Below are 21,613 nucleotides of genomic sequence, written 5' to 3'. Positions count from 1 at the left end.
GAAACGTGTCAATCAAGGCTCAAACCCCAAGAGAGCCGACACATCCCTCCCGCGCCCCCACCACACTTCCGCCTGCGGGGATACGGGCAAACCTCTCTTGTTTCCGCCCAGGAGGGGAGATGAACACAGCAGGGCAGGCAACAGGGCTTACCACCCGGACAAGCCTGGCCTCTGCCTGTTCTCCCCGTCCTGGCATAATTCCGTAACGTCAGCTGCCGAACTCGTTGTCTTCGGACGGCTGGCTCTGGCTTATGTGTGTTGTCTGCCGACCGGGTGGTAGGGTGAAAAGCGGGGGACGTCGAAAAGACGACTGGCTTACGCCATGGCTCCTGCAATCCGATGCAGGGCTGGCATTGACAGACAGCACGGCTTTCCGACAGGCAGAACTTACGTAGGCAGGCGGCATTTGTTCCGCTTGGTGTTTGGTGAAGGGGTTTTGGTTTCATGCATCTGGTTTACCGTCTGCGTCGCATCATGGCGATGATGACCGTCCTGATCAGCCTGCTGGCAGGCCTGGGCGTCGCATCCGCCCAGGCGGACGCTCCCATCCTCACCGGGGGGGGGGGGTCGTCAGACCCCTCGCGTAGCTGACAGAACCCCCGGCACTTTCCCCAGCAACACAACCAGCACACCACTACCCACACCATCACCGATACAAACCACCGCACCATTAAGCCCCAGACAAGACACCCTGTCACTGAAGACGAGCAGTCCGGACGACACAGAACCCGCTCCAACTAAGCCATCCGATACCAGTGATCAGGCCGTGCAAACAGTGCGCTTCGACCCGGTCGACGGCAGCAAACCCACAGAAGCGACTGTGCAAACCGGCACCCTCGCCACTCCCCCGCAACACAATCCAGTGCGTGAGGGCTTCCGGTTCGACGGGTGGACATACGACGGCCAGCCTTTCAACTTCCAGACCCCCATCCTTAGAGACACGGCACTGAAAGCACAATGGACCAAGATAACTGACTGGACGCTGAGCCCGGACCACGGGCCCGCCACCGGAGCCCAGCTGACCATCAGCCCACCCGACAGGCAGGAACCTCAATTCGCCAGCATTCACACTGCAGGAGAGCAGGTTGTCAGCCTGACCGGCGACGGCCGTATCTACGTCTGGGCACAAGACAGCACACCCAAGCAGGTTCCCTTCCCCGCCCAGGCCGCCGACGGGTTCCACTACCTGCAGGTTGCAGCCGGCAGACAATGGCAGGCCGCACTCGGATCCGACCAGCACATCTACACCTGGACCAGCCGAGAGGCCGCACCCAAGATTCTCGGCACTGGCCAGGATGCCGGGTTCACCAGCATCGGCCTGAACGATGACTGGCTCTTGGCGGTGGACCGGCAGGGACAGGTCCACGCCTTCCAAACCAGCCAGCCCGGCAACCAGGACCTGAACCCGAAGCCCGCCGAACAGGCAACGCTCAGCCTGCCCGGAAAGGCGCAGGCCGTCAACGCCGTCGCCTCCGCCAGCCAGGCTCTCATAGTGGACGCGGACGGGCAGACCTGGACCTGGAAGGCGAGCAACACCAGAAAAACTAAGCCTGTACACATCAAACAAGACACCGAAATGCGCACCGTCCAAGTCCAAGCCTTCAGTAAAGGATTCCTGCTCTTGGATTCAAAGGGACAGCCCTGGTACCTGGCCGACAGCGAGGCAAGCGTAACCCCAGTCGGCTTGCCGGACGGCACCAAGGCCAGCCATATCGCCGCCAACGAGAACCAGGCCATAATCGTCAGCAAGAACGGACAGCTTTGGGCCTGGAAGCCCGGCGAAGCGCCCACCCGAGCAGACGACGGGAATCAGCCATACGTGCAGGCTGCGAGCATCGGCAGCAGGGTCACTGCCATCAGCGGGCAAGGCAATATGTTCACGTGGAGCCTGGACGGGCAGGGCCAGCCGGGCAGGCCAGCCAGACTCGACACCACACAGTCACCCGCTTTGGAATCAGCCAGCATGGACGGCCAAGCATTGACGCTCAGCAGGAACAACAACTCATGGCAGGTGGACATGCCCGCCCGCAAGCCCGGGCCAGCCGCCATCCTCATCACCGGCAGGCAGGACAGCCAGCCCTTCACCAGAAGCCTCGAATACTCAGTCGACCAGCCACTGACCAGAGACACCGAACCACGATCCACACTCACGGTCCGATTCGACACGGGCGGGGGGAAACCCGAACCAGCAGACCAGAGTGTCTCCACCCCGAACGGCAGGGTGAAGCGGCCTTCACCCGACCCGTCTCGCGAAGGCTTCCTGTTCGACGGGTGGTTCATAGGCGAGGTCGCTTACGATTTCAGCAGGCCTGTCGACAAGGACCTGACCCTGACCGCCAAGTGGACGCCGGAAAGCCAGAACAGCACCTGGAGCATCAGCCCTGATAAGGGCAGCCAGCTTGGCAGGGAATCCACCACCATCACCCCGCCGGAAAGCGCCAGCCGGGGCATCAGGTTCAACCAGGTCAGCGGAGGAAAAGACCCAGACCATGGTTTTTCCTTGGCTGTGGGCAGTGATGGGAACGCCTACGCATGGGGAGACAACACCTATGGCCAGCTCGGCGACGGGACAACCACTCAAAGGACTACACCGGTCATAGTGAGGACGCCCGACCGGAACACGTACCCGAACCTGCCAGAGGATTTCACCTACGTGCAGGTCAGCGTCGGATGGCGGCATTCCCTGGCCCTGGGCAGCGACGGCAACGCCTACACCTGGGGATACAACGGCAATGGCCAGCTCGGCGACGGGACGAGCACCGACCGATATGCGCCAGTCAGGGTGAAGACGCCCGACCGCAAGACGTACCCGGACCTGCCCAAGGATTTCACCTACCTGCAGGTCAGCGCCGGATACTGGCATTCCCTGGCCCTGGGCAGCGACGGGAACATCTACGCCTGGGGATTCAACGGCAATGGCCGGCTCGGCGACGGGACAGGCACCAACCGATATACGCCGGTCAGGGTGAAGACGCCCGACCGCAACACGTACCCGGACCTGCCCAAGGATTTCACCTACCTGCAGGTCAGCGGCGGAGGATGGCATTGCCTGGCCCTGGGCAGCGACGGCAACGCCTACGCCTGGGGAGACAACTTCGATGGCCAGCTCGGCGACGGGACAACCAGCAGCCGGTACACGCCGGTCAGGGTGAAGACGCCCGACCGGAAGACGTACCCGAACCTGCCTGCGGATTTCACCTTCGTGCAGGTCAGCGGCGGATACTGGCATTCCCTGGCCCTGGGCAGCGACGGCAACGCCTACACCTGGGGAGACAACAACGAAGATGGCCAGCTCGGCGACGGGACGACCACCGACCGGCATACGCCAGTCAGGGTGAAAACACCTGACCGCAAGGCGTACCCGGACCTGCCTGCGGATTTCACCTACCTGCAGGTCAGCGCCGGATACTTTCATTCCCTGGCCCTGGGCAGCGACGGCAACGCCTACGCCTGGGGATCAAACGGCAATGGCCGGCTCGGCGACGGGACGACCACCGACCGGCATACGCCAGTCAGGGTGAAGACGCCCGACCGCAAGACCTACCCGAACCTGCCTGCGGATTTCACCTACCTGCAGGTCAGCGCCGGAGGCTCTCATTCGCTGGCCCTGGGAAGCGACGGCAACGCCTACGCCTGGGGATTCAACAACGCTGGCCAGCTCGGCAACGGCACCACCAACCAATCAAGGGTTCCTGTGCCGGTGGTGTTCAACCTGCAGCTGGTGATCACCGGCGTCAGATTCGACCAGACCCCCGTATCAGGCCTGACGCGCGGCGATGGCGGCAGCGTGAGCGTGATCACGCCCGCGCACCAGCCGGGCACGGTCACCGTCAGCGTGGACTACACGCTGGGCGGCGCAGCCCAAACGCCGGACACTACCCTCCGATACACGTACCTGCCCGCAGGCGTGCTCCCCAAGGCAGGCGGGGAGGGCATCCTGCTCGCCCTGGCCACCGGCATGACCGGCATGGGCGGGGTCCTGGCCTCACGCCGCCACCGGAAAGAACAGCACCGACTGTCAAACGCTTCGCACGAGTAAGACGGGCCGGGCGGCGTATCAATCCCCCCGCCCCCGGCCCTACATAGGGGGAGCAGGGAGGAAAAGTGTCACTGAAGGCTCAAACCCCAAGAGAGCCCGACACTTCCCTCCCTCCCCCCACCACACTCCGCCCAGCCTGCAAAGTCTGGACGGCGCATCAGGAGAGGGGGCAACCGCCATGGCGGGATACGGGCATGCAACCACCCCGCCATGGCGGCCACCCCCGCCTGATTCCAACCAGAGCAAACACCTGTTATAGGGCCAAACCGGCCATGTAGACTTGAACAAGACGACCATCCGCCATAGGCGGGAAGACAAGGAGGAGCAGATGGCTTTCAACGGGAATCCGCGGCCGCAGGCCCCATACGGTCAGTACACACAACAGCCGATACCGACCATGCAGAGCGGTGAGCCCTACGGCATGGGCGCGCCCATCGACACCAGCGCAGCATACAGTTTTGAAAAGGCGGAACGGGTCTCCATGTCCCGCGCCTATGCGGAGATGGCCGTCGGCCTGCTGGTCACCGCCCTGACGGCCTATCTGACCGCCCGGACCGGACTGCACCTGGCCTTCATGCAGGCCACGGGCACCCTGGGCTGGATCGGCATGGCCGTGGTCCAGGTGGCCTTCGCCATGATTCTGAGCTTCCGGGTTATGCGCATGCGCACCTCCACCGCCCGGGTCATGTTCTACCTCTATGCGGCCCTGATGGGCTTCACCCTGAGCACCATCTTCATGACCTACTCCCTGCCCTCCATCATGCTGACCCTGGTGATCACCGCAGGCTTCTTCTTCGTCCTCAGCATGCTGGCGCTGACCACACGGCGCAACATGCTGGGCATGGGTTCCATCTTCATGGCCGGCCTGCTCATGCTGATCCTGGTCGAGGTGGTCATGCTCTTCGTGGCCCCCTCCAACACGGCCCTGCGCGTGGTCTCGGCCATCGGCATCATCCTCTTCGCCGGGCTGACCATGTATGACGCCCAGCAGACCAGGGCCATCTTCGCCACCTACCGTAGCCAGGGGCCGGAGGCCATCAAGCGGGTCTCCATCCTCTGCGCCCTCAACCTCTACCTGGACTTCGTCAACCTCTTCCTCTACATCCTGGATCTGGTCGGCGACCGCAACTGACAAAAAGAAAATCCCCGCCCCTGGCATTGGTAGCGGGGATTTTTTGTATCTTCAGGCCTCCTGATCGGCCCTGGACAGCAGCCCACGCAGCACGTACTGCAGGATGCCGCCGTTGCGGTAGTACTCGGCCTCGCCAGGGGTGTCGATGCGAACCTTGGCCGCAAACTCCACCCTGCTGCCGTCGGGCCGCTGAGCCCGCACCTGAACCTGCTCGGGCAGGGAGCTGTTCAGGGCATCGACGCCGATCAGGTCATAGGTCTCCTGACCGTCCAACCCCAGGCTCTGGGCCGACTGACCCGCAGGGAACTCCAGCGGCAGCACGCCCATGCCGATCAGGTTGCTGCGGTGGATGCGCTCGAAGGACCTGGCGATGACGGCCCGCACACCAAGCATCCTTGTGCCCTTGGCCGCCCAGTCCCTGGAGGAGCCCGTGCCGTATTCGCTGCCGGCCAGCACCACCAGGGGCGTGCCCTGCCTGGCGTAGTCCTGCGCCGCCTCGAAGATGGTCGTCTCCTGGCCGTTCAGGAAGTCGTAGGTGAACCCTCCCGGCCGCACGTCCAGCCCCACCGAGGCCAGCAGCTGGTTGCGCAGGCGGATGTTGCCGAAGGTGCCCCGGACCATGACCTCATGGTTGCCACGCCGGGAGCCGTAGGAGTTGAAGTCCCTAGGGGCTATGCCATGCTCCTGCAGGTAGCGGCCGGCCGGTGCGTCGGCCTTGATGGCCCCTGCGGGCGAGATGTGGTCGGTGGTGACCGAATCCCCCAGCAGGGCCAGCACCCGGGCCCCGTGGATGTCCTCCAGGGGGTCGGGCTGGGCCTTCATGCCGTCGAAGAAGGTCTGGCGGCGGATGTAGGTGGAATCCTGATCCCAGTGGAAGATCTCGCCCTCCGGCACCTCCAGCTTCCGCCAGCGCTCGTCCCCGCCGAAGACGTCCGCATAGTCGCGCAGGTACATGTCCCGGTCCAGGGCGGTGCCCACCACGGACTCGATGGCCTCCTGGGAGGGCCAGATGTCCGCCAGCATGACCGGCTGGCCCTGGCTGTCCTGGCCCAGGGGGTCGTGCCAGGGGTCGAAATCCATGGTGCCGGCCAGGGCGTATGCCACCACCAGGGGCGGCGAGGCCAGGTAGTTCATCTTCACATCCGGGCTGATGCGCCCCTCGAAGTTCCTGTTGCCCGAGAGCACGGCCGTCACCGTCAGGTCGTGGTCGGCGATGGCCTGGTGGATGGCCGGGTCCAGGGGTCCGGAGTTGCCGATGCAGGTGGTGCAGCCGTAGCCGACCAGCTCGAAGCCCAGGGCGTCCAGGTCCTTGCTCAGGCCGGTCCGGTTCAGATAGTCCGTCACCACCTGGGAGCCCGGCGCCAGCGAGGTCTTGACCCAGGGCTTGGGCTTGAGGCCCCGGGCGCGCGCCTGGCGGGCCAGCAGACCGGCGGCCACCATGACCGAGGGGTTGGAGGTGTTGGTGCATGAGGTGATGGCCGCGATGACCACATCCCCGTCCCACAGGCTGAACTCGCTGCCGTCGGCCTTCTTGACGGGCACAGCCTCGCTGTCCCTGTCCTGGTCGCTGTAATCCTTCAGGTCCCGATGGAAAGTCTGCTGGGCCTGGTCCAGCAGGATGCGGTCCTGGGGCCGGCGGGGGCCGGCAATGGACGGCCGCACCGTGGACAGATCCAGCTCCAGCACCTGCGAATATTCGGGTTCGGGGCAGTCGGCATCCTCCGGGTCCATCCACAGCCCGTTGGCCTTGGCATAGGCCTCCACCAGGCGCACATGCTCGTCGCTGCGGCCGGTCAGACGCAGGTAGTCCAGGGTGATTCGGTCGATGGGGAAGATGGCGCAGGTGGAGCCGAACTCGGGGCTCATGTTGCCCAGGGTGGCCCGGTTGGCCAGGGGGACCTGGGCCAGGCCCTTGCCGTGGAACTCCACGAACCGGCCGACTACGCCCACCTCGCGCAGCATCTGGGTCACGGTCAGCACCACGTCGGTGGCGGTGACCCCCTCGGGGATGGATCCGGTCAGCTTGAAGCCCAGGACCTGGGGCACCAGCATGGAGATGGGCTGGCCCAGCATGGCCGCCTCGGCCTCGATGCCGCCCACGCCCCAGCCCAGCACCCCCAGGCCGTTGACCATGGTGGTGTGGGAGTCGGTGCCCACGCAGGAGTCCGGGTAGACCAGGGCCGGCCCCTCCCCCTTGGTCCTGTCCCTGCGCATGACCACCTGGGCCAGGTACTCCAGGTTGACCTGGTGGATGATGCCGGTGCCCGGGGGCACCACGCGGAAGTTTTGGAAGGCCTGCTGGCTCCAGCGCAGGAAGCGGTAGCGCTCACTGTTGCGCCGGTATTCCATGTCCATGTTGTGTTCCAGGGCGCCGGGCACGCCCGAGCTGTCCACCTGGACGGAGTGGTCGATGACCATCTGCGCGGGGATGAGCGGGTTGACCAGGGAGGGGTCGTCGCCCAGGGCCTTGACGGCATCGCGCATGGTGGCCAGGTCGACCATGCAGGGCACGCCGGTGAAGTCCTGCATGAGCACCCGGGCGGGACTGTACTGGATCTCCCTGTCGGGCTGGGCCTTGGGGTCCCAGTCCAGAAGCTGGTCCAGCTGGTCCCGGGTCACCGTGGTCCCGTTCTGGTGCCGCAGCAGATTCTCGGCCAGGATGCGCAGGCTGTAGGGCAGGTGGTCGATGCCCGGCAGGTCGCTGATCCGGTAGTATTCGAACTCCTCGGAGCCCACCTTGAGCTTGGAACGACCTGCATCTTGTGCGGATTCTGACATGCACCACCCCTTCCTTGGACGCTCGGGCCCTGCCCTGGCGCCCATGTGGACCGGCGGCGGGAGGACCCCAGGCCGTCAGTGACGCTTATCTGTGCTTGTGAGGTTCATTCTTAGCGCCCATGTGTTACCTGACGGATGTAACGTGCGCATGCCGGATAGCCCAGGACGGCCAGGACCATGAGCAGGGCACCCGCCAGGGCGAAGGCCACGGTGGCGGCCAGGGCAGGACCGGTGGGCAGGCTGATGGCGAAGAACCGTGCCACAACGGGGATCAGGGCCCCAATCACCCCGGCTGCGGCGAAGCAGAGGACCAGCAGGCCCCTCCAGGAGCGCAGGGGCCGGGCCACCTGGGTCAGGACCAGCACGCCCATGCAGAAGAGGACGATGGCGCAGACCGACCGCCAGCGCCCCAGGTCGCCGGGTCGGGCCAGGTCCAGTCCCAGCAGGCCGGGCAGGCTCCAGGCCGCCGCCAGCACAATCAAAGCCGTGGCGATGCCCGAGGGCAGGGCGAAGGCGACCACACGCTTGAGGAAGCCGGGCCGGTAGCGCCTGGTGTTGGGGGCCAGCGCCAGGAAGAAGGCCGGCGTGCCGATGGTCAGGGCGCCGATGTAGGTGATGTGCCGGGGCAGGTAGGGGAAGGGGATGCCGGTCAGGACCACGCCCAGGGAGATCAGGGCCGAATAGACGGTCTTGACCAGGAAGAGGCCGGCCACACGCTCCATGTTGGCCATGACCTGCCGGCCACGGGCCACCACGTCGGGCAGGTGGGAGAAGCGCGAATCCACCAGGACCAGCTGGGCCACGGCCTTGGTGGCGGCCGCCGCATTGCCCATGGCGATGCCCAGGTCCGCCTCCTTCAGGGCCAGGGAGTCGTTGACCCCGTCGCCGGTCATGGCCACCGTGTGACCCTTCAGGTGCAGGGCCTGGACGATGGCCTTCTTCTGGTCGGGCAGGACCCGGCCCAGCACGTCCACGTCCTCCAGGACATCGGCCAGGGCTGCGGTGTCCTCGGGCAGCTGGCGGGCATCCATGGCCCGGGGCGCCCGGTCTCCGGTCAGGCCCACCTTGGTGGCGATGGCCGCCACCGTGGCCGGGTTGTCGCCCGAGATGACCCGGCAGCGCACGCCCTGCTGGCGGAACCAGGCCAGGGTCTCGGCAGCGTCGTCGCGGATGTGCTCCGAGCAGGTGATCAGGGCCAGGGGCTTCAGGTTCCCGGGCAGGTCGGGGCTGCTGGTGAAGTAGTCTGGCCGGTCGGTGCGCGGGTACCCGTCGGGGGCGGCCAGCATCAGCACCCGGTAGCCGCGGTCGGCCAGGTCGGCCACCTGCCGGTCCACCTGGGGCCAGCTGCCCGCCTGGGATGCCAGGAGCACCTCCGGGGCGCCGAAGTACCAGATTCTGCCGGACTGGTCGGCCACGGCGCTCCACTTGCGGGCCGAAGAGAAGGGCAGGCGGCTGACGGCCCTGCCCGGGCGCAGGTCGTCCATCCCCTTGAGGATGGCACGGCCGGTGGCGTTGGGGCTCTCCTCCGCGCAGACGTCCACCAGGGCCTGCCGCAGCTGCTGGGCCGGCAGGTCCTCGGCCAGCGGATGCAGGTCGTCGTAGACGATGCCCCCGTCGGTGATGGTGCCGGTCTTGTCCAGATTCAGGGCATCCACCCGGGCCAGGGTCTCCACGGACTCCATCTGCTGGACCAACGTTTGATGCCGTGCCAGGCGGATGGCGGCCAGGGCGAAGTTCAGGGAGGTCAAGAGGACCAGACCCTCGGGGATCATGCCCACGACCCCGGCCACGGCAGACACCACGGCCTGCCGCCAGGCTCCGGTGGCCAGGGCAGTCTGGAGGCCGCCCACGGTCCGCATCTGCGTGAAGATGAGCAGCAGGCAGAGGGGAATGACCACCACGGTCATGACCTTGAGGATGGTGTTGATGCCCTCGTTCAGGTCGGAGCGGACCTTCTTGTAGACCTTGGCCTTGGCCGTCAGCGTGGCGGCGTAGGAGTCGGCGCCCACGGCGGTCACCTGGGCCAGGGCCATGCCCGAGACGGCCGTGGAGCCCGAGTAGACCTGGTCCCCCGGCTTGTGCTTGACCGTGCGCGATTCGCCGGTCAGCATGGACTCGTCCAGCTCCAGGCCGTAGGTGTCGATGATCTGCGCGTCGGCCGGCACCTGGTCCCCGGAGCGGATCCAGAGCAGGTCCCCCTTGACGATGGCATCGTGGGGCACGGTCAGGTTGCGGCCATCCCTGCGCACCGTATAGTCGGAGGCCACCAGGATGGACAGCCCGTCCAAGGTGTGCTTGGCCTTGAGCTCGGTGGCCACGCCGATGCCGGTGTTGATGATGATGACCAGGCCGAAGACCGCATCCTTCCACTGGCCGGTCAGTAGGACCACCACCATGGCGGTCAGGATGATTCCATTAAAGAGGGTGAAGACGTTGTCGCGGATGATCTGGCCCAGGCTTCGGGAGGTTTGGTCCTGGGAGACGTTGACCAGGCCCTGGGCCTTCAGCTGCTCCACCTCCTGGGAGCTCAGCCCCGGCCGGTCAGTGTCCGGAAAGCCTGTGCCCACTGCTGTGCCCGTAGTCGGCTCTTGCTCACTGCCTGTGCTCATCCTTGGCCCCCCTCTCAGTCGGCGCTCAGGCGCACGGCCATAATCCTTGCATGCGGTCCGTCGTCCACAATGGTCTGCAGAGCGTCAGCCAGCAAGGGCGCGTGTGGATTCCCGGCAGTATCCACCGGGTGAACCGTAGCCGCATAGTAGAGCCTACCTGGGTCAGGGGTCCAAGCCTTGGCGCTTTGAGCGAACTCTACCACAGGGATGCCTGCCTTCCGGGCTGCCTTCAGGGCCGGGGTCCAGTCGCCGGCTCCGGGTTGACGAATCAGAATCAGACTGACCCCGCGGTTGACGGCATCCTGCACCCCATCCTGTTGATCGCTGGTGGACTGCGCGGAGGAGAAATAGCCCTTCATGCGTTCGGCCTTCAAGGATGCCAGGATGCGGCTGTCAAGACCGGTGTCGGGTTCCTTGTCACCCTTCTGCGGGCAGCCAATCAAGGCCACGAGTGTGTCGGACCGATCCACGCCGTCATGGGGCACGGTGCCCTCATGCCAGGAGTCACCCACGGCCCTGTCCTTGGGGGCACAACCGGTCAGCATGGGCAGACCTGCCAGCAGAGCGACCGCCAGCAGCAGACCCGCAAGCCGCCTGACCGCTGCCACGATCCGCCCGGCGCGGCTCATGTCAGTGCTGCCTTCCCGTCGTGCGGGTGAAGACCGCCACGGTCTCCACGTGGTGGGTCATCGGGTAGATGTCAAAGGCCTCAAGATGCTTGGGACTGTAGCCCAGGGAGATCAGGGTGGCCGTATCCCTGGCCAGGCTGGTCGGGTCGCAGGCCACATAGATGATGGTCTGCGCCCCGCTGGCGGCCAGCAGTCGGCAGACCTGAGCCTTGGCGCCGGCCCTGGGCGGATCCAGCAGGATCAGGTCGGGATGGCCCAGCCCCTTGGGTACACCGCCAGCCAGGACCTTGGCCACGTCCCCTCGACGCAGGGCCACCCGGTCCAGTCCGGCCTGCTTCACGTTGTGTTTCGCGCTGGCAATGGCTCCGGCGGATCCCTCCACGGTCAGGAGCCGGGCCCGTCCTTCGGCCAGAGCAGCCAGGGGCAGGGTGAAGAGCCCCGATCCGCAGTAAAGATCCCAGATGACCGGTTCGGCGACCCCATCCAGAGCCTGCCTGGCCTGGTCCAGGACCGCCTTGGTCAGCACGATCGGTGCCTGGCGGTGGACCTGCCAGAATCCGTCGGCCCGAACCTGGTAGACAGGTCCTGCCCCGGCCTCCAGCCGCTCCGTCAACAGGCGGCTCCCCTGGCTCAGGCGGCCATCCACCAGCAGGGCGTAGTTGTCGCCGACCGGTCCCCCATCGCGCGGTTGGGGCACGGCCAGGCGTATGCGGGCACCCGCCGGCAGGCCGCCCTCCCAGATGCCCAGTTCGTCGGCCTGGTCCAGCAGCTCCTGGGTGGCCAGGGGCATGGTCTGAATCGGCAGACGGTCATGCGAACCCCGACGGCGCATGGAAGGGCGCCCCTGGTCGTCGGCCACCAGCTCGATTCGGGTTCTCCAGTGCAGGCCGCCCAGATCTTCATCGCCCGGAACACGGACCACAGGCACCTGGACGTCCACCCCGCCCATACGGGACATCTGCTGACCAATCAGATCAGCCTTCCAGGCCAGCTGACCGGGCAGGCTGACGTGAATCAGATCGGCGCCACCCAGACCGCCTCCCCAAGCCAAGGGTCCAGCCAGAGGCCAGACAGGTTCACGGCGATCAGGGCTGGCCTCCAACACCTGGGTGACCTCGCCCGTGGCGAATCTGCCGGCCCGGCCGTGAGGCTCGTCCAGGAGGACCTCCACCAGCTCCCCGGGCAGGGCAAAGCGGACGAAGACCACCCGGCCGTCCTCCAGGTGGCTCACGCAACGGCCCTGGTCTGCATAGCGTTCGATGCGCAGACGAACCCTGGTCTCAGTCATGATCGGCATGAACCTCCTGGTCGGCCTGACGACGATGATAGGGACCGCCGATCAGCAGCCAGCTGACCCAGATGCCCAGAGCAAACAGGGGCAGGCCCAGGATCAGGCGTGCGGCGCCAAGTAACCCGACGGAACCAGTCAGGTAGAGCGGCACCTGGACCAGCAGGCGCAGCGCGAAGACGGCGATCCAGACCAGGGTAACCTGGTTATAGGCCCGGACCAGCTCTGGCTCGCCCCGCCAGGAGGCCAGCCACTGTCTCCAGCCTGAGACGACAGGTCGGCGCAGGTACTCCACCAGCAGCCCTATGCCAGGCATCCGTGCCAACAGCGAGGCCCCAAGAACGATGATCCAGAATCCGTTGGTCAGGAATCCTGGCAGATAATAGTTGCGTGCATCCCGGGTCAGCCATGCGGCCACCAGGCAGATGCCCACCGAAAGCAGACCAGCCAGCGCCCCCAGAAAGGACTGCCGCTGGATCAGACGAATCAGAAGCTGCACGACGGCCAGGGCCGCCGAAACCGCCACGGTCAGCCCCAGACGGCTGGTCACCAGGAAGACAACCAGGAATACCAGCCCCGGCAGCAGGGACTCGACGATCCCCCGCCATCCGCCGATGGCCTCCATGACAGAGAAATCGTCGTCGGCCAGCGCTGCCAGCCCGGAATGCTTCTGCTTCACAGCCTCAGCGGACCTCCGAGAACATGGGTCCGCGAGACAGTGTGGTCTTCACCTCGGTCTGCTGGTCCGAATCGAAGGGGCCCTCCGGCCTGCCGGGGATCTGCGCACTCTCATCGTCCTTGGACTCCGAATCTTCGGCTTCTCCTCGACGCTGGTTGGGGGTGATGGGCGCATGCATGGGAACCAGGTCGCGAGGGGCCAGGGGCTCATCGCCACGGACCACCACCAGGTCGGCCAGGTAGCCGTCGAGCACATCCTTCTCCTTGCCGCCCTTGGCCGCAGGGCCGGAGAAGATGCCTCGCAGCATCCAACGGGGTCCGTCGATGCCCACCACCCGGGTCAGCAGGTTCTTGCCCTTGACCTTGACGGGCAGGGTCAGCTCCTTGCCGAAGACGCCGTCCACCTCCTTGCAGGAGGGGTTGGCCTTGAGCAGGTCGGCCCTGACCTCGTCCCAGAGGCCCAGGGACTTGGGCGCCGCAAAGGGTTCCAGCTCCAGACTTGAGGACCCGTAGGTGATGGTGGCTCCCAGCACGTCGCCGGTCTGCGAGTTGGCCTTGAGCCTTAGCTCGCTACCCTTGAGGAAGGGCAGCATCAGGGCGCCGATGTCCAGGTACTCATCGGTGTCGGGGGCCTCGGAATCCATGCTGTCCCAGGGGCCTTTCCCGCTCTGCTCGGCTTCATCGCGGTCAGCCTGAGAGGTTTGGTCGGATTTCTCCGTGGACTCCTCAGCGTCCTTGGACTCGTCGAGCTCCTTGGACTCCTCGACGGCCTCCTCAGCCTGCTTCTTGGCGCGTTTCTTGCCGAAACCGAACAATCCCATGATGCCTCATTTCCTTGTGAGTCTGTGCAAAGGATACCTAGTCAAGACCCAGGCGCAGCTTGCCGCCGGGGATGGCGTCCAGCAGATCCTTGGTGTACTGGCGTTGCGGGTGGTCAAAGACCTCGTCGGTGGTGGCATGCTCCACCAGTCGGCCGTGCTGCATGACCACCACCTCGTCGGCGATCTGCCTGACCACGGCCAGATCGTGGGTGATGAACAGGTAGCTGAGCCCTTGCTCGGCCTGCAGGTCGTTGAGCAACCGCAGCACCTGGTCCTGGACCAGCACGTCCAGGGCGGAGACGGCCTCGTCGCAGATGATCACATCCGGATTCAGGGCCATGGCCCGGGCGATGGCGATGCGCTGACGCTGTCCACCGGAGAGCTCGTTGGGGTAGCGCCCCATGACCGACTCGGGCATCTCCACCATGTCCAGCAGCTCCTTGACCCGCTTCTGCCGGGACTTGGCGTTGCCGATCTTGTGGATGCGCAGGGGCTCCTCGATGGAGCGGTAGATGGAGTACATGGGGTCCAGGGAGCCGTAGGGGTTCTGGAAGACCGGCTGCACGTGCCGGCGGAACTCCATGAGCTCGTGGCTGCCGAAGCCGGCGATGTCCTGGCCCTCGTAGGTCACCCGGCCCGAGGTGGGCTTGAGCAGGTGCAGGACCATGTTGGCCACGGTGGACTTGCCGGAGCCGGACTCCCCCACGATGGCCAGGGTGGTTCCCCGCTTGACCGAGAAGGAGACGTCGTCCACGGCCTTGAACATCTCCTTGCGCCGGGGCAGCCTGAATTCGCGGGTCAGGTGCTCCACGGTGATGACGTGCTCGCTGCGCTCCAGGGTGCTCTCGCCCTTGACGTGGTGCTCCAGCAGGTCTTCGGCATCCTGGCCACGCTGCTTGGCGGAGATGATGCGCTGGGAGGCCAGCGAGGGCGCGGCCTGGACCAGCCGCTTGGTGTAGGGGTGCTGGGGGTGCTGCAGGACCTCCAGGCTGGGCCCGGACTCCACCACCTGACCCCGGTACATGACCACGATGTGTTGGGCGCGCTCGGCTGCCAGACCCAGGTCGTGGGTGATGAAGAGCACGGCGGTGCCCAGGGATTCGGTCAGATTGCGCAGGTGGTCCAGAATCCGCTTCTGGACGGTCACATCCAGGGCGCTGGTGGGCTCGTCCGCAATCAGCAGGTCGGGCCGGGAGGCCAGGCCGATGGCGATCAGGGCGCGCTGGCGCATGCCGCCGGAGAACTCATGCGGATACTGTCGGGCTCTGGTGGCGGCCTCGGGCAGCCCGGCCTCAGACAACAGACCGGCGATGCGGTCATCCATGTCCGAACCGGTCACATGCTCCTTGGCCAGCTTCCAGGCCGCATCGTCATCCACACCGGCGTCGATCAGGGACTTGGCCACGCCCCAGCGGGTCTCGGAACCCACATCCCACTCGGCCTTCATAGCCTCCATGGTCTTGTCCACGTCGGCCACCCCGGCATCGCTCAGGGCCTGACGGGCGGCTTCCAGCAGGCCGGGCAGGTCCTTGGAGGAGATGAAGAGCTCGTCGTCGGACTTCTTGAGCGTCACCTCTTCATCGCTGGCCAGGGCCTTGGCCAACCGGGAGCGCTTCTCCCGGGAGACATCCATGTGGTTGGCGGTCAGCGCCTCCTTGACCTGGGAGCCGATGCGCCAGACCGGGTTCAGATTGCTCATGGGATCCTGCGGGACCAGACCCACCTGGGAGCCACGCAGCGCCTCGTAGTCCTTGCGATCCAGGCCCACCAGCTCGCGGCCATTGAGCTTGATGCTGCCGCCGGTCACCTTGCCGGTGCCGGGCAGAAGACCCAGCACAGCCATGGCCGAGGTGGACTTGCCCGAGCCGGACTCCCCCACGATGGCCACCCACTGGCCGGGGTAGACGTTGAAGGAGGCGTCGCGAACTGCGTGGACGGTGCGCCCATCGGCGGTGAAGTCCACCTGCAAGTCCCGCACGTCGAGCAGGGGCTGCTGCTCCTGATTGGTAGTCATGTTCTTGTCTGCTTCAGTCATGCTTCCTCACTCAGGCCGTTCTGCTCTTGGGATCCAACGCATCCTTGACCGCGTCGCCCATCATGATGAAGGCCAGCACGGTGATGGCCAGGGCTGCAGAGGGATAGAAGAGGACCGAGGGGTTGGTGGTCAGGAGGTTCTGGGCCGTCGAGATGTCCCCGCCCCAGGAGACCACGGTGGAGGGCAGGCCGATGCCCAGGAAGCTCAGCGTGGCCTCAGAGACGATGTAGGTGCCCAGCGACATGGTGGCCATGACGATGACCGGGGCCAGGGAGTTGGGCATGATGTGTCGGAAGAGGTTGCGCAGGGGCGTGGAGCCCAGGGCCGTGGAAGCGGTGTTGAACTCCAGGTTCTTGGCCTCCAGCACGGCGCTTCGGGTGATTCGGGCCATGTTGACCCAGCCGAAGAGGGTCAGGGTCAGGATGATCTTCCACAGGGAGGTGGAGGTGCGGAACATCTGCAGGAGCACGATGGCGCCCAGGATCATGGGGATGGCGAAGAAGATGTCGGTGATGCGGCTGAGCACTGCGTCGACCCAGCCCCCGAAGAATCCGGCGATGGCGCCGATGAGGCCTCCGAAGACGGTGACCAGGATGGTGGTCATGATGCCGATGGCCACCGAGGTCCGGGCCCCGTGGATGACGCGGCTGTAGACATCGCAGCCCTGCAGGTCAAAACCGAAGGGGTGCCCGGGCCGGCCGGGCTCCAGGGAGTCGGACAGGCTGCAGGCCATGGGGTCCTGCCTGGCGAAGAGATTGGGGAAAAGCGCCACCAGGATGACCACGATCGCCAGGATAGAGGAGATGATGAAGAGCGGGTTGCGCCTCAGGGTCTTCCAGGCGTCGGCCCACATGCTGGTGGGCGGCACGTCCTCATCCACCGAGTCCACCTCGCGCAGGGGCGTCTCGTCGATGGGGGCCACGAACCGCTCCTGCCCCGGCAGGGGGTCGGGGAAGTAGACGCGGGCCTGGCTTTCGTTCTGTTCGCTTGACTCGTTCATTGCCGTTTCACTCATAGTCGGTCCCTCTCCCTCACGCATACCGGATCCGCGGATCGAGCACTGCGTAGAGCAGGTCGACCAGGAGGCTGGTGATGACGAAGATCAGGACCAGAATGGTCACGATGGAGACCACCAGGGTGCCTTCGCCCCTCAGGATGGCCTGGTAAAGGGTGTTGCCCACGCCTTGGATGTTGAAGATGCGCTCGGTGATCATGGCCCCGCCCATGAGTCCGCCGATGTCGGCGCCCAGGTAGGTGACCACGGGGATCAGGGAGTTGCGCAGCACATGCCGCACGATGACGGACCGGTTGCTCATGCCCTTGGCCCGGGCCGTGCGCACGTAGTCCTCGGAGATGTTGGAGGTGATCTCCGTTCTGGTCAGACGGATGATGGAGGCCATGGATACCGACCCCAGCACAACGGCCGGCATGAGCAGATCAATGAAGCCCGGATTGGCCCCGGCTGTGGCCGGTAGCAGATGCCATTTGACGCCGAACAGGTACTGCAGGATGAAGCCGGTGACGAAGGTAGGCACCGAAATCAGCAGCAGGGAGAGGACCAGGATGATGTTGTCCGACCACTTGCCCTTGGTCAGGCCGCCGATGATGCCGAAGATCACGCCGAAGACGCCCTCGAAGACGAAGGCCATCAGGGCCAGCTTGATGGTCACCGGGAAGGCCCTGCCGATCACGCTGATCACGGGCTGGCCGGCGAAGGTGTTGCCGAAGTTCAGGGTCAGCGCGTTCTTCAGGAAGAGCACGTACTGCACGATGAAGGGCTTGTCGAGATTGTATTCCGAACGTATCTGTGCGGCAACGGCCTGGTTGACCGGCTTGTCTCCGAACATGGCGGCCACAGGGTCGCCGGGAAGCGCGAAGACCAGCGCGTATATCAGCAGTGTCGTGCCGAGAACGACGGGGATCATCTGCAGAATACGTCGCAGAAGATATTTTCCCATCGGCTATTCTCCTTTGTCATCCGCGACCGGGATCGGCATGGGGATCGGGGCCGCCGCAAAAATTCTTGTTTGAGTCTACCAGCACACCTCAACAGGGGTGCAAAGACACCAAGGCCGGCGCGGAATGGATCCTTCCGCGCCGGCCCGGGCGGTGTCAGCTGTCAGGTGCGGGATTCAGGCTCCCGTCACCTCACTTGCTGATGTTGTAGTAAGCAGGGACGCCCTTCCAGTTGAAGGAGAATCCTTGGACGTTCTTGGCGGCCACGCCGTTGGAGTTCTGGTAGTAGAGCGGAACTGCGGGCAGATCGCGGAAGAGCAGCTCTTCGGACTGCTGGTAGATCTTGTTGGCCTCGTCGATGCTCTTGGCGGAGGCTGCCTTGTCCATCAGGCCGTCGAACTCGGGGTTCTTGTAGTCGCCGTCGTTGGACCCGTTGCCGTTGGCTGCCGAGCTGGCGAAGTTGCTGGACAGGTAGCTCTCAGGCGAGGGGTAGTCGGGCTGCCAACCGGAGCGGAAGGCCGAGTCGGTGAACTTGCGGTTCTGCACGTTGGAGCGGAACTCGCTGAAGGTGGGCAGAGGGTTGCCTGCAGCCTGGATGCCCAGGGCGTTCTTGATGGAGTTGGTCACGGCGTCGTAGATCTCCTTGTGGGCGCCATCGGCGTTGTAGGCGATCTTGAAGGTGTCGCCCTCGCCCCATGGGGAGATCTTGTTGGCCTCGGCCCAGAGCTCCTTGGCCTTGGACGGGTTGTACTTGAGCACGTCGGATCCCTTGATGCTGGTTGAATAGCCGGGAATGACGGGAGCGGTGAAGTCGTGGACCTCCTTGGCGGTTCCGGACAGCACCTTCTTGATGATGGTTGGCCGGTCGATGGCCATGGAGATGGCCTGGCGGCGGAGCTTGCCCTCCTGATCCTGGCCGAAGTGCTTCATGTAGGAGGGGATGGTGAACATCTGGATGACCGAGCCCGGGTCGTTGATGGCCTGGACCGTGTTGTCGGTCTGGAAGGTCTTACGAGCCGAGGCGGGCAGGGTGTCCAGCACATCCAGGTTGCCGGCCTGCACGTCGCGGTAGGCTGCGGTGGCATCGGTGTAGGAGCGGAACTCCACGCCGCCGTTCTTGACCTTGACGCCGCCCTTGTAAGCGGGGTCCTTGACGACCTTGATGGACTTGTTGTGCTCCCAGGACTGGAACTTGTAGGGTCCCACGGTCACCGGCTTCTCGCCGAAGGCCTTGGTGTCCTTGTAGAAGGACTCAGGCAGGGGCGCAAAAGCGGTGTAGCCCACCTGGATGGGGAAGGTGGAGGAAGGCGAGGTCAGATCAACGGTGAAGGTCTTGTTGTCGATGACCTTCAGGCCGGACAGCTGGGCATCGCTGGGGGTGCCCTCCTTCTGCAGGTCGTCATAACCCTTGATGTTGGCGAAGAAGCTGGAGCCCAGCTGCTTGTTGGCGATGCTGGACGCCCAGGACCAGGCCTTGGTAAAGGACTGTGCGGTCACCGGGGTGCCGTCCGAGAACTTCCAGCCGTCGTTGATGGTCACGGTGTACTGGGTGTTGTCCTCGTTGGCCTTGATCTGCTTGGCGATCTCGTTGACTGGCTTGCCCTTGTCGTCAAAACGGACCAGCTTGGAGAACATGACGTCGATGGGGTTGCCACCCCCCACCTCGTTGGTCATGCTGGGGATGAGCGGATTGGCCGGCTCAGGGTTGAAGACCGAGATGACGGCATTCGAGCTGCCACCGTTGGCCCCCTTGGCAGAGGAGTCCGATCCACCGGATCCGCCGCAGGCACCCAGCGTGAGTGCCATGACGCACAGTCCGGCACCCGCAATGGTCAGGGCCGATTGCTTCTTCATATATCTTGCTCTTTCCTTTGGTTGGTTTCCCGAACCGCCAGTCATCGACGGCGGTTCATGCCGTTTCCGGCACGATCATTACTGGTCCTTGGACAGCTCCGGGAAGATCGGATAGCCATCCCAGCCCAGACGCATCCCATGGACCTTCTTGGCGGAGGCGCCAATGTTGTTTCCATAATAGAGCGGAACCGCCGGCATGTCCTGTAGAAGGATCTCCTCAGCCTGCTGGAAGAGCCTGTTGGCTTCATCGGTGTCCTTGGCCTTGGCAGCCTGCTTCAACAGGGCGTCGAACTTGGGGTTCTTGTAGTCGCCGTCGTTGGATCCGTTGCCATCGGCCGCCGAGCTGGCGAAGTTGCTCATCAGATAGCTCTCAGGCGATGGATAGTCGGGCGACCATGAAGACCTGAAAGCCGCATTGTTATAGAGGCGCTTTTTGATGTTGCCACGGAACTCGCTGAAAGTGGGCACGGGAGTGGCCTCGGCCTTGATGCCAAGCGTGTTCTTGATGGAGTTGGCCATGCCGTCGTAGAAGTCCTTGGCACCGCCATCCGAACTGTAAAGCATTTGGAAGCTCTTGTCGGCCGGCCACGTGCTGATGGCATCGGCCTTGGCCCAGTACTCCTTGGCCTTCTTGGCGTTGTACCTGAGGTTGTCCGAACCCTTGAGATCCTTGGTATAGCCTGGAATGGTCGGCGCGGTGAAGTCGGTGGGCTGCACACCCAGACCGCCCAGGACCTTGTCGATCAGCATCTTCCGGTCAATCGCCATGGAGATGGCCAGGCGGCGCAGGTGGCCCTCCTGATCCTGGCCGAAATGCTCCATCGTGGTAGGAATGGTGAACATCTGCAGGGTGGAGCCGGGCTTGTTATAACTCTGAACCATGCTGTCGGTCATGAAAGTCTTGACAGCGGAGGTGGGAATCCTGTCGATCACATCCAGGTTGCCCGCCTGCACATCGGAATAGGCGGAACCCAGGTCCGTATAGACCTTGTAGTCGATGCCGCCGTTGCGGACCTTGACCTCCCCGTCGTAGCCGTCGTTCCTGCGAAGCTTGATCATGACGTTGTGCTGCCAGGACTCGAACTTGTAGGGACCCGAGCTGACCGGGTTCTCCCCGTAGGCCTTGGGATTCTTGTAGAAGGATTCAGGCAGGGGCGCAAAAGAGGTATAGCCCACCTGAATGGGGAAGGTGGACGAGGGCGAGATGAGGTCCACGGTGAAGGTCTTGTCATCGATGACCTTCAATCCGGAGAACTGGGCATCCGTAGGCACGCCCTGCTTCTGCAGGTCATCAAAGCCCTTGATGTTGGAGAAAAAGCTGGCGTTGAGCTGGCCGTTGGACACATTGGCGCTCCAGGACCAGGCCCTGGTGAAGGACTTGGCGGTGATCGGGGTGCCATCCGAGAACTTGCGCCCGTCGGCCAGGGTGACCTTGTACTGGGACATGTCGTCGTTGCCCTTGATCTCCGAGGCCAGATCGTTGTGGGCCTTGCCCTGGTCATCGAAGCGGATCAGCTTGGAGTTGATGGCGTCCACGACCTGTCCGCCGCAGCTTTCCGCGGCGCTGCTGGGAATGAGCGGGTTGGCCGGCTCACACCCATGGACCGAGACCACGGCGTTGTTGCTGGCCTGGTCGCCGGACGACTGCTCGGCACCCTCGGTATCGGTACTGCTGCCGCCACTACCGCAGCCGCTGGCCAGAAGCGCCAAGGCACAGATGAACGCTGACACCACCGTGAGCTGTGAACTTCTCTTCATTCCTGCCGCTCCCCTTTAGCTGGTTATCAACGTCTC

General features: G+C 64.6%; 14 protein-coding genes. 3 read left to right on the top strand and 11 right to left on the bottom strand.

The genetic code is table 11. From position 1 onward, the window contains the following. Nucleotides 1-444 precede the first annotated feature (444 nt). The 3 genes from CI601_RS08545 to CI601_RS04880 all read left to right on the top strand — a co-directional run bounded on the left by CI601_RS08545 (nucleotide 445) and on the right by CI601_RS04880 (nucleotide 5,171). Entirely contained in the window at nucleotides 445-591 is a 147-nt protein-coding gene (locus tag CI601_RS08545) for a hypothetical protein (RefSeq protein WP_259465323.1), read from the top strand. Between the two features lie 175 nt (nucleotides 592-766). Continuing rightward, nucleotides 767-4,039 (top strand): InlB B-repeat-containing protein, encoded by a 3,273-nt coding sequence (locus tag CI601_RS04885; protein ID WP_259465322.1) that lies wholly within the window; start codon nucleotides 767-769, stop codon nucleotides 4,037-4,039. Nucleotides 4,040-4,367: 328 nt separating this feature from the next. Then, nucleotides 4,368-5,171 carry a Bax inhibitor-1/YccA family protein gene (locus tag CI601_RS04880; RefSeq protein WP_121914534.1) on the top strand — a complete coding sequence of 268 codons (804 nt, stop codon included), beginning with the start codon at nucleotides 4,368-4,370 and terminating at the stop codon, nucleotides 5,169-5,171. Nucleotides 5,172-5,222: 51 nt separating this feature from the next. Here CI601_RS04880 and acnA read toward each other — a convergent pair whose 3' ends face one another. From acnA to CI601_RS04825, 11 genes are all read right to left on the bottom strand, one after another. After that, nucleotides 5,223-7,949, bottom strand: a complete 2,727-nt coding sequence (gene acnA, locus CI601_RS04875) for an aconitate hydratase AcnA (protein WP_121914533.1) — start codon at nucleotides 7,947-7,949, stop codon at nucleotides 5,223-5,225. 110 nt (nucleotides 7,950-8,059) lie between these two features. Next, nucleotides 8,060-10,558 (bottom strand): HAD-IC family P-type ATPase, encoded by a 2,499-nt coding sequence (locus CI601_RS04870; protein WP_121914532.1) that lies wholly within the window; start codon nucleotides 10,556-10,558, stop codon nucleotides 8,060-8,062. Nucleotides 10,559-10,572: 14 nt separating this feature from the next. After that, on the bottom strand, nucleotides 10,573-11,187 hold the full coding sequence (locus tag CI601_RS04865; protein WP_121914531.1) for a substrate-binding domain-containing protein: 615 nt from the start codon (nucleotides 11,185-11,187) through the stop codon (nucleotides 10,573-10,575). Nucleotide 11,188: 1 nt separating this feature from the next. Next, entirely contained in the window at nucleotides 11,189-12,475 is a 1,287-nt protein-coding gene (locus CI601_RS04860) for a class I SAM-dependent RNA methyltransferase (protein WP_121914803.1), read from the bottom strand. After that, entirely contained in the window at nucleotides 12,468-13,154 is a 687-nt protein-coding gene (locus CI601_RS04855; protein ID WP_121914530.1) for a DUF3159 domain-containing protein, read from the bottom strand. The genes CI601_RS04860 and CI601_RS04855 overlap by 8 nt, the downstream gene beginning before the upstream one ends. Nucleotides 13,155-13,158: 4 nt before the next feature. Further along, nucleotides 13,159-13,974, bottom strand: coding sequence for a DUF3710 domain-containing protein (locus CI601_RS04850; RefSeq protein WP_121914529.1), 816 nt, complete (start codon nucleotides 13,972-13,974; stop codon nucleotides 13,159-13,161). Nucleotides 13,975-14,011: 37 nt separating this feature from the next. Continuing rightward, nucleotides 14,012-16,009: an ABC transporter ATP-binding protein gene (locus CI601_RS04845; RefSeq protein ID WP_121914528.1), complete on the bottom strand. Its 1,998-nt coding sequence runs from the start codon at nucleotides 16,007-16,009 to the stop codon at nucleotides 14,012-14,014. 10 nt (nucleotides 16,010-16,019) lie between these two features. Beyond that, entirely contained in the window at nucleotides 16,020-17,009 is a 990-nt protein-coding gene (locus CI601_RS04840) for an ABC transporter permease (protein WP_121914527.1), read from the bottom strand. Between the two features lie 31 nt (nucleotides 17,010-17,040). Next, complete coding sequence (locus CI601_RS04835; RefSeq protein WP_121914526.1) at nucleotides 17,041-17,967, bottom strand: ABC transporter permease; 927 nt, start codon at nucleotides 17,965-17,967, stop codon at nucleotides 17,041-17,043. Between the two features lie 190 nt (nucleotides 17,968-18,157). Further along, on the bottom strand, nucleotides 18,158-19,819 hold the full coding sequence (locus CI601_RS04830) for an ABC transporter substrate-binding protein (protein WP_121914525.1): 1,662 nt from the start codon (nucleotides 19,817-19,819) through the stop codon (nucleotides 18,158-18,160). 78 nt (nucleotides 19,820-19,897) lie between these two features. Then, nucleotides 19,898-21,577, bottom strand: a complete 1,680-nt coding sequence (locus tag CI601_RS04825) for an ABC transporter substrate-binding protein (protein WP_121914524.1) — start codon at nucleotides 21,575-21,577, stop codon at nucleotides 19,898-19,900. Nucleotides 21,578-21,613: the final 36 nt, after the last annotated feature.

The sequence above is a fragment of the Bifidobacterium sp. wkB344 genome, assembly GCF_003688305.1.
In the GTDB taxonomy this organism is placed as follows: Bacteria; Actinomycetota; Actinomycetes; order Actinomycetales; family Bifidobacteriaceae; genus Bombiscardovia; species Bombiscardovia mizhiensis.
This window is presented reverse-complemented; position numbering and strand designations above follow the sequence as displayed.

Bases quoted from the DNA above. Each gene is read 5' to 3' on its own strand.
- CI601_RS08545 (WP_259465323.1), top strand. From the start codon at position 445: ATGCATCTGGTTTACCGTCTGCGTCGCATCATGGCGATGATGACCGTC.
- CI601_RS04880 (WP_121914534.1), top strand. From the start codon at position 4,368: ATGGCTTTCAACGGGAATCCGCGGCCGCAGGCCCCATACGGTCAGTAC.
- acnA (WP_121914533.1), bottom strand. From the start codon at position 7,949: ATGTCAGAATCCGCACAAGATGCAGGTCGTTCCAAGCTCAAGGTGGGC.
- CI601_RS04870 (WP_121914532.1), bottom strand. From the start codon at position 10,558: ATGAGCACAGGCAGTGAGCAAGAGCCGACTACGGGCACAGCAGTGGGC.
- CI601_RS04865 (WP_121914531.1), bottom strand. From the start codon at position 11,187: ATGAGCCGCGCCGGGCGGATCGTGGCAGCGGTCAGGCGGCTTGCGGGT.
- CI601_RS04860 (WP_121914803.1), bottom strand. From the start codon at position 12,475: ATGACTGAGACCAGGGTTCGTCTGCGCATCGAACGCTATGCAGACCAG.
- CI601_RS04850 (WP_121914529.1), bottom strand. From the start codon at position 13,974: ATGGGATTGTTCGGTTTCGGCAAGAAACGCGCCAAGAAGCAGGCTGAG.
- CI601_RS04845 (WP_121914528.1), bottom strand. From the start codon at position 16,009: ATGACTGAAGCAGACAAGAACATGACTACCAATCAGGAGCAGCAGCCC.
- CI601_RS04840 (WP_121914527.1), bottom strand. From the start codon at position 17,009: ATGAACGAGTCAAGCGAACAGAACGAAAGCCAGGCCCGCGTCTACTTC.
- CI601_RS04835 (WP_121914526.1), bottom strand. From the start codon at position 17,967: ATGGGAAAATATCTTCTGCGACGTATTCTGCAGATGATCCCCGTCGTT.
- CI601_RS04830 (WP_121914525.1), bottom strand. From the start codon at position 19,819: ATGAAGAAGCAATCGGCCCTGACCATTGCGGGTGCCGGACTGTGCGTC.
- CI601_RS04825 (WP_121914524.1), bottom strand. From the start codon at position 21,577: ATGAAGAGAAGTTCACAGCTCACGGTGGTGTCAGCGTTCATCTGTGCC.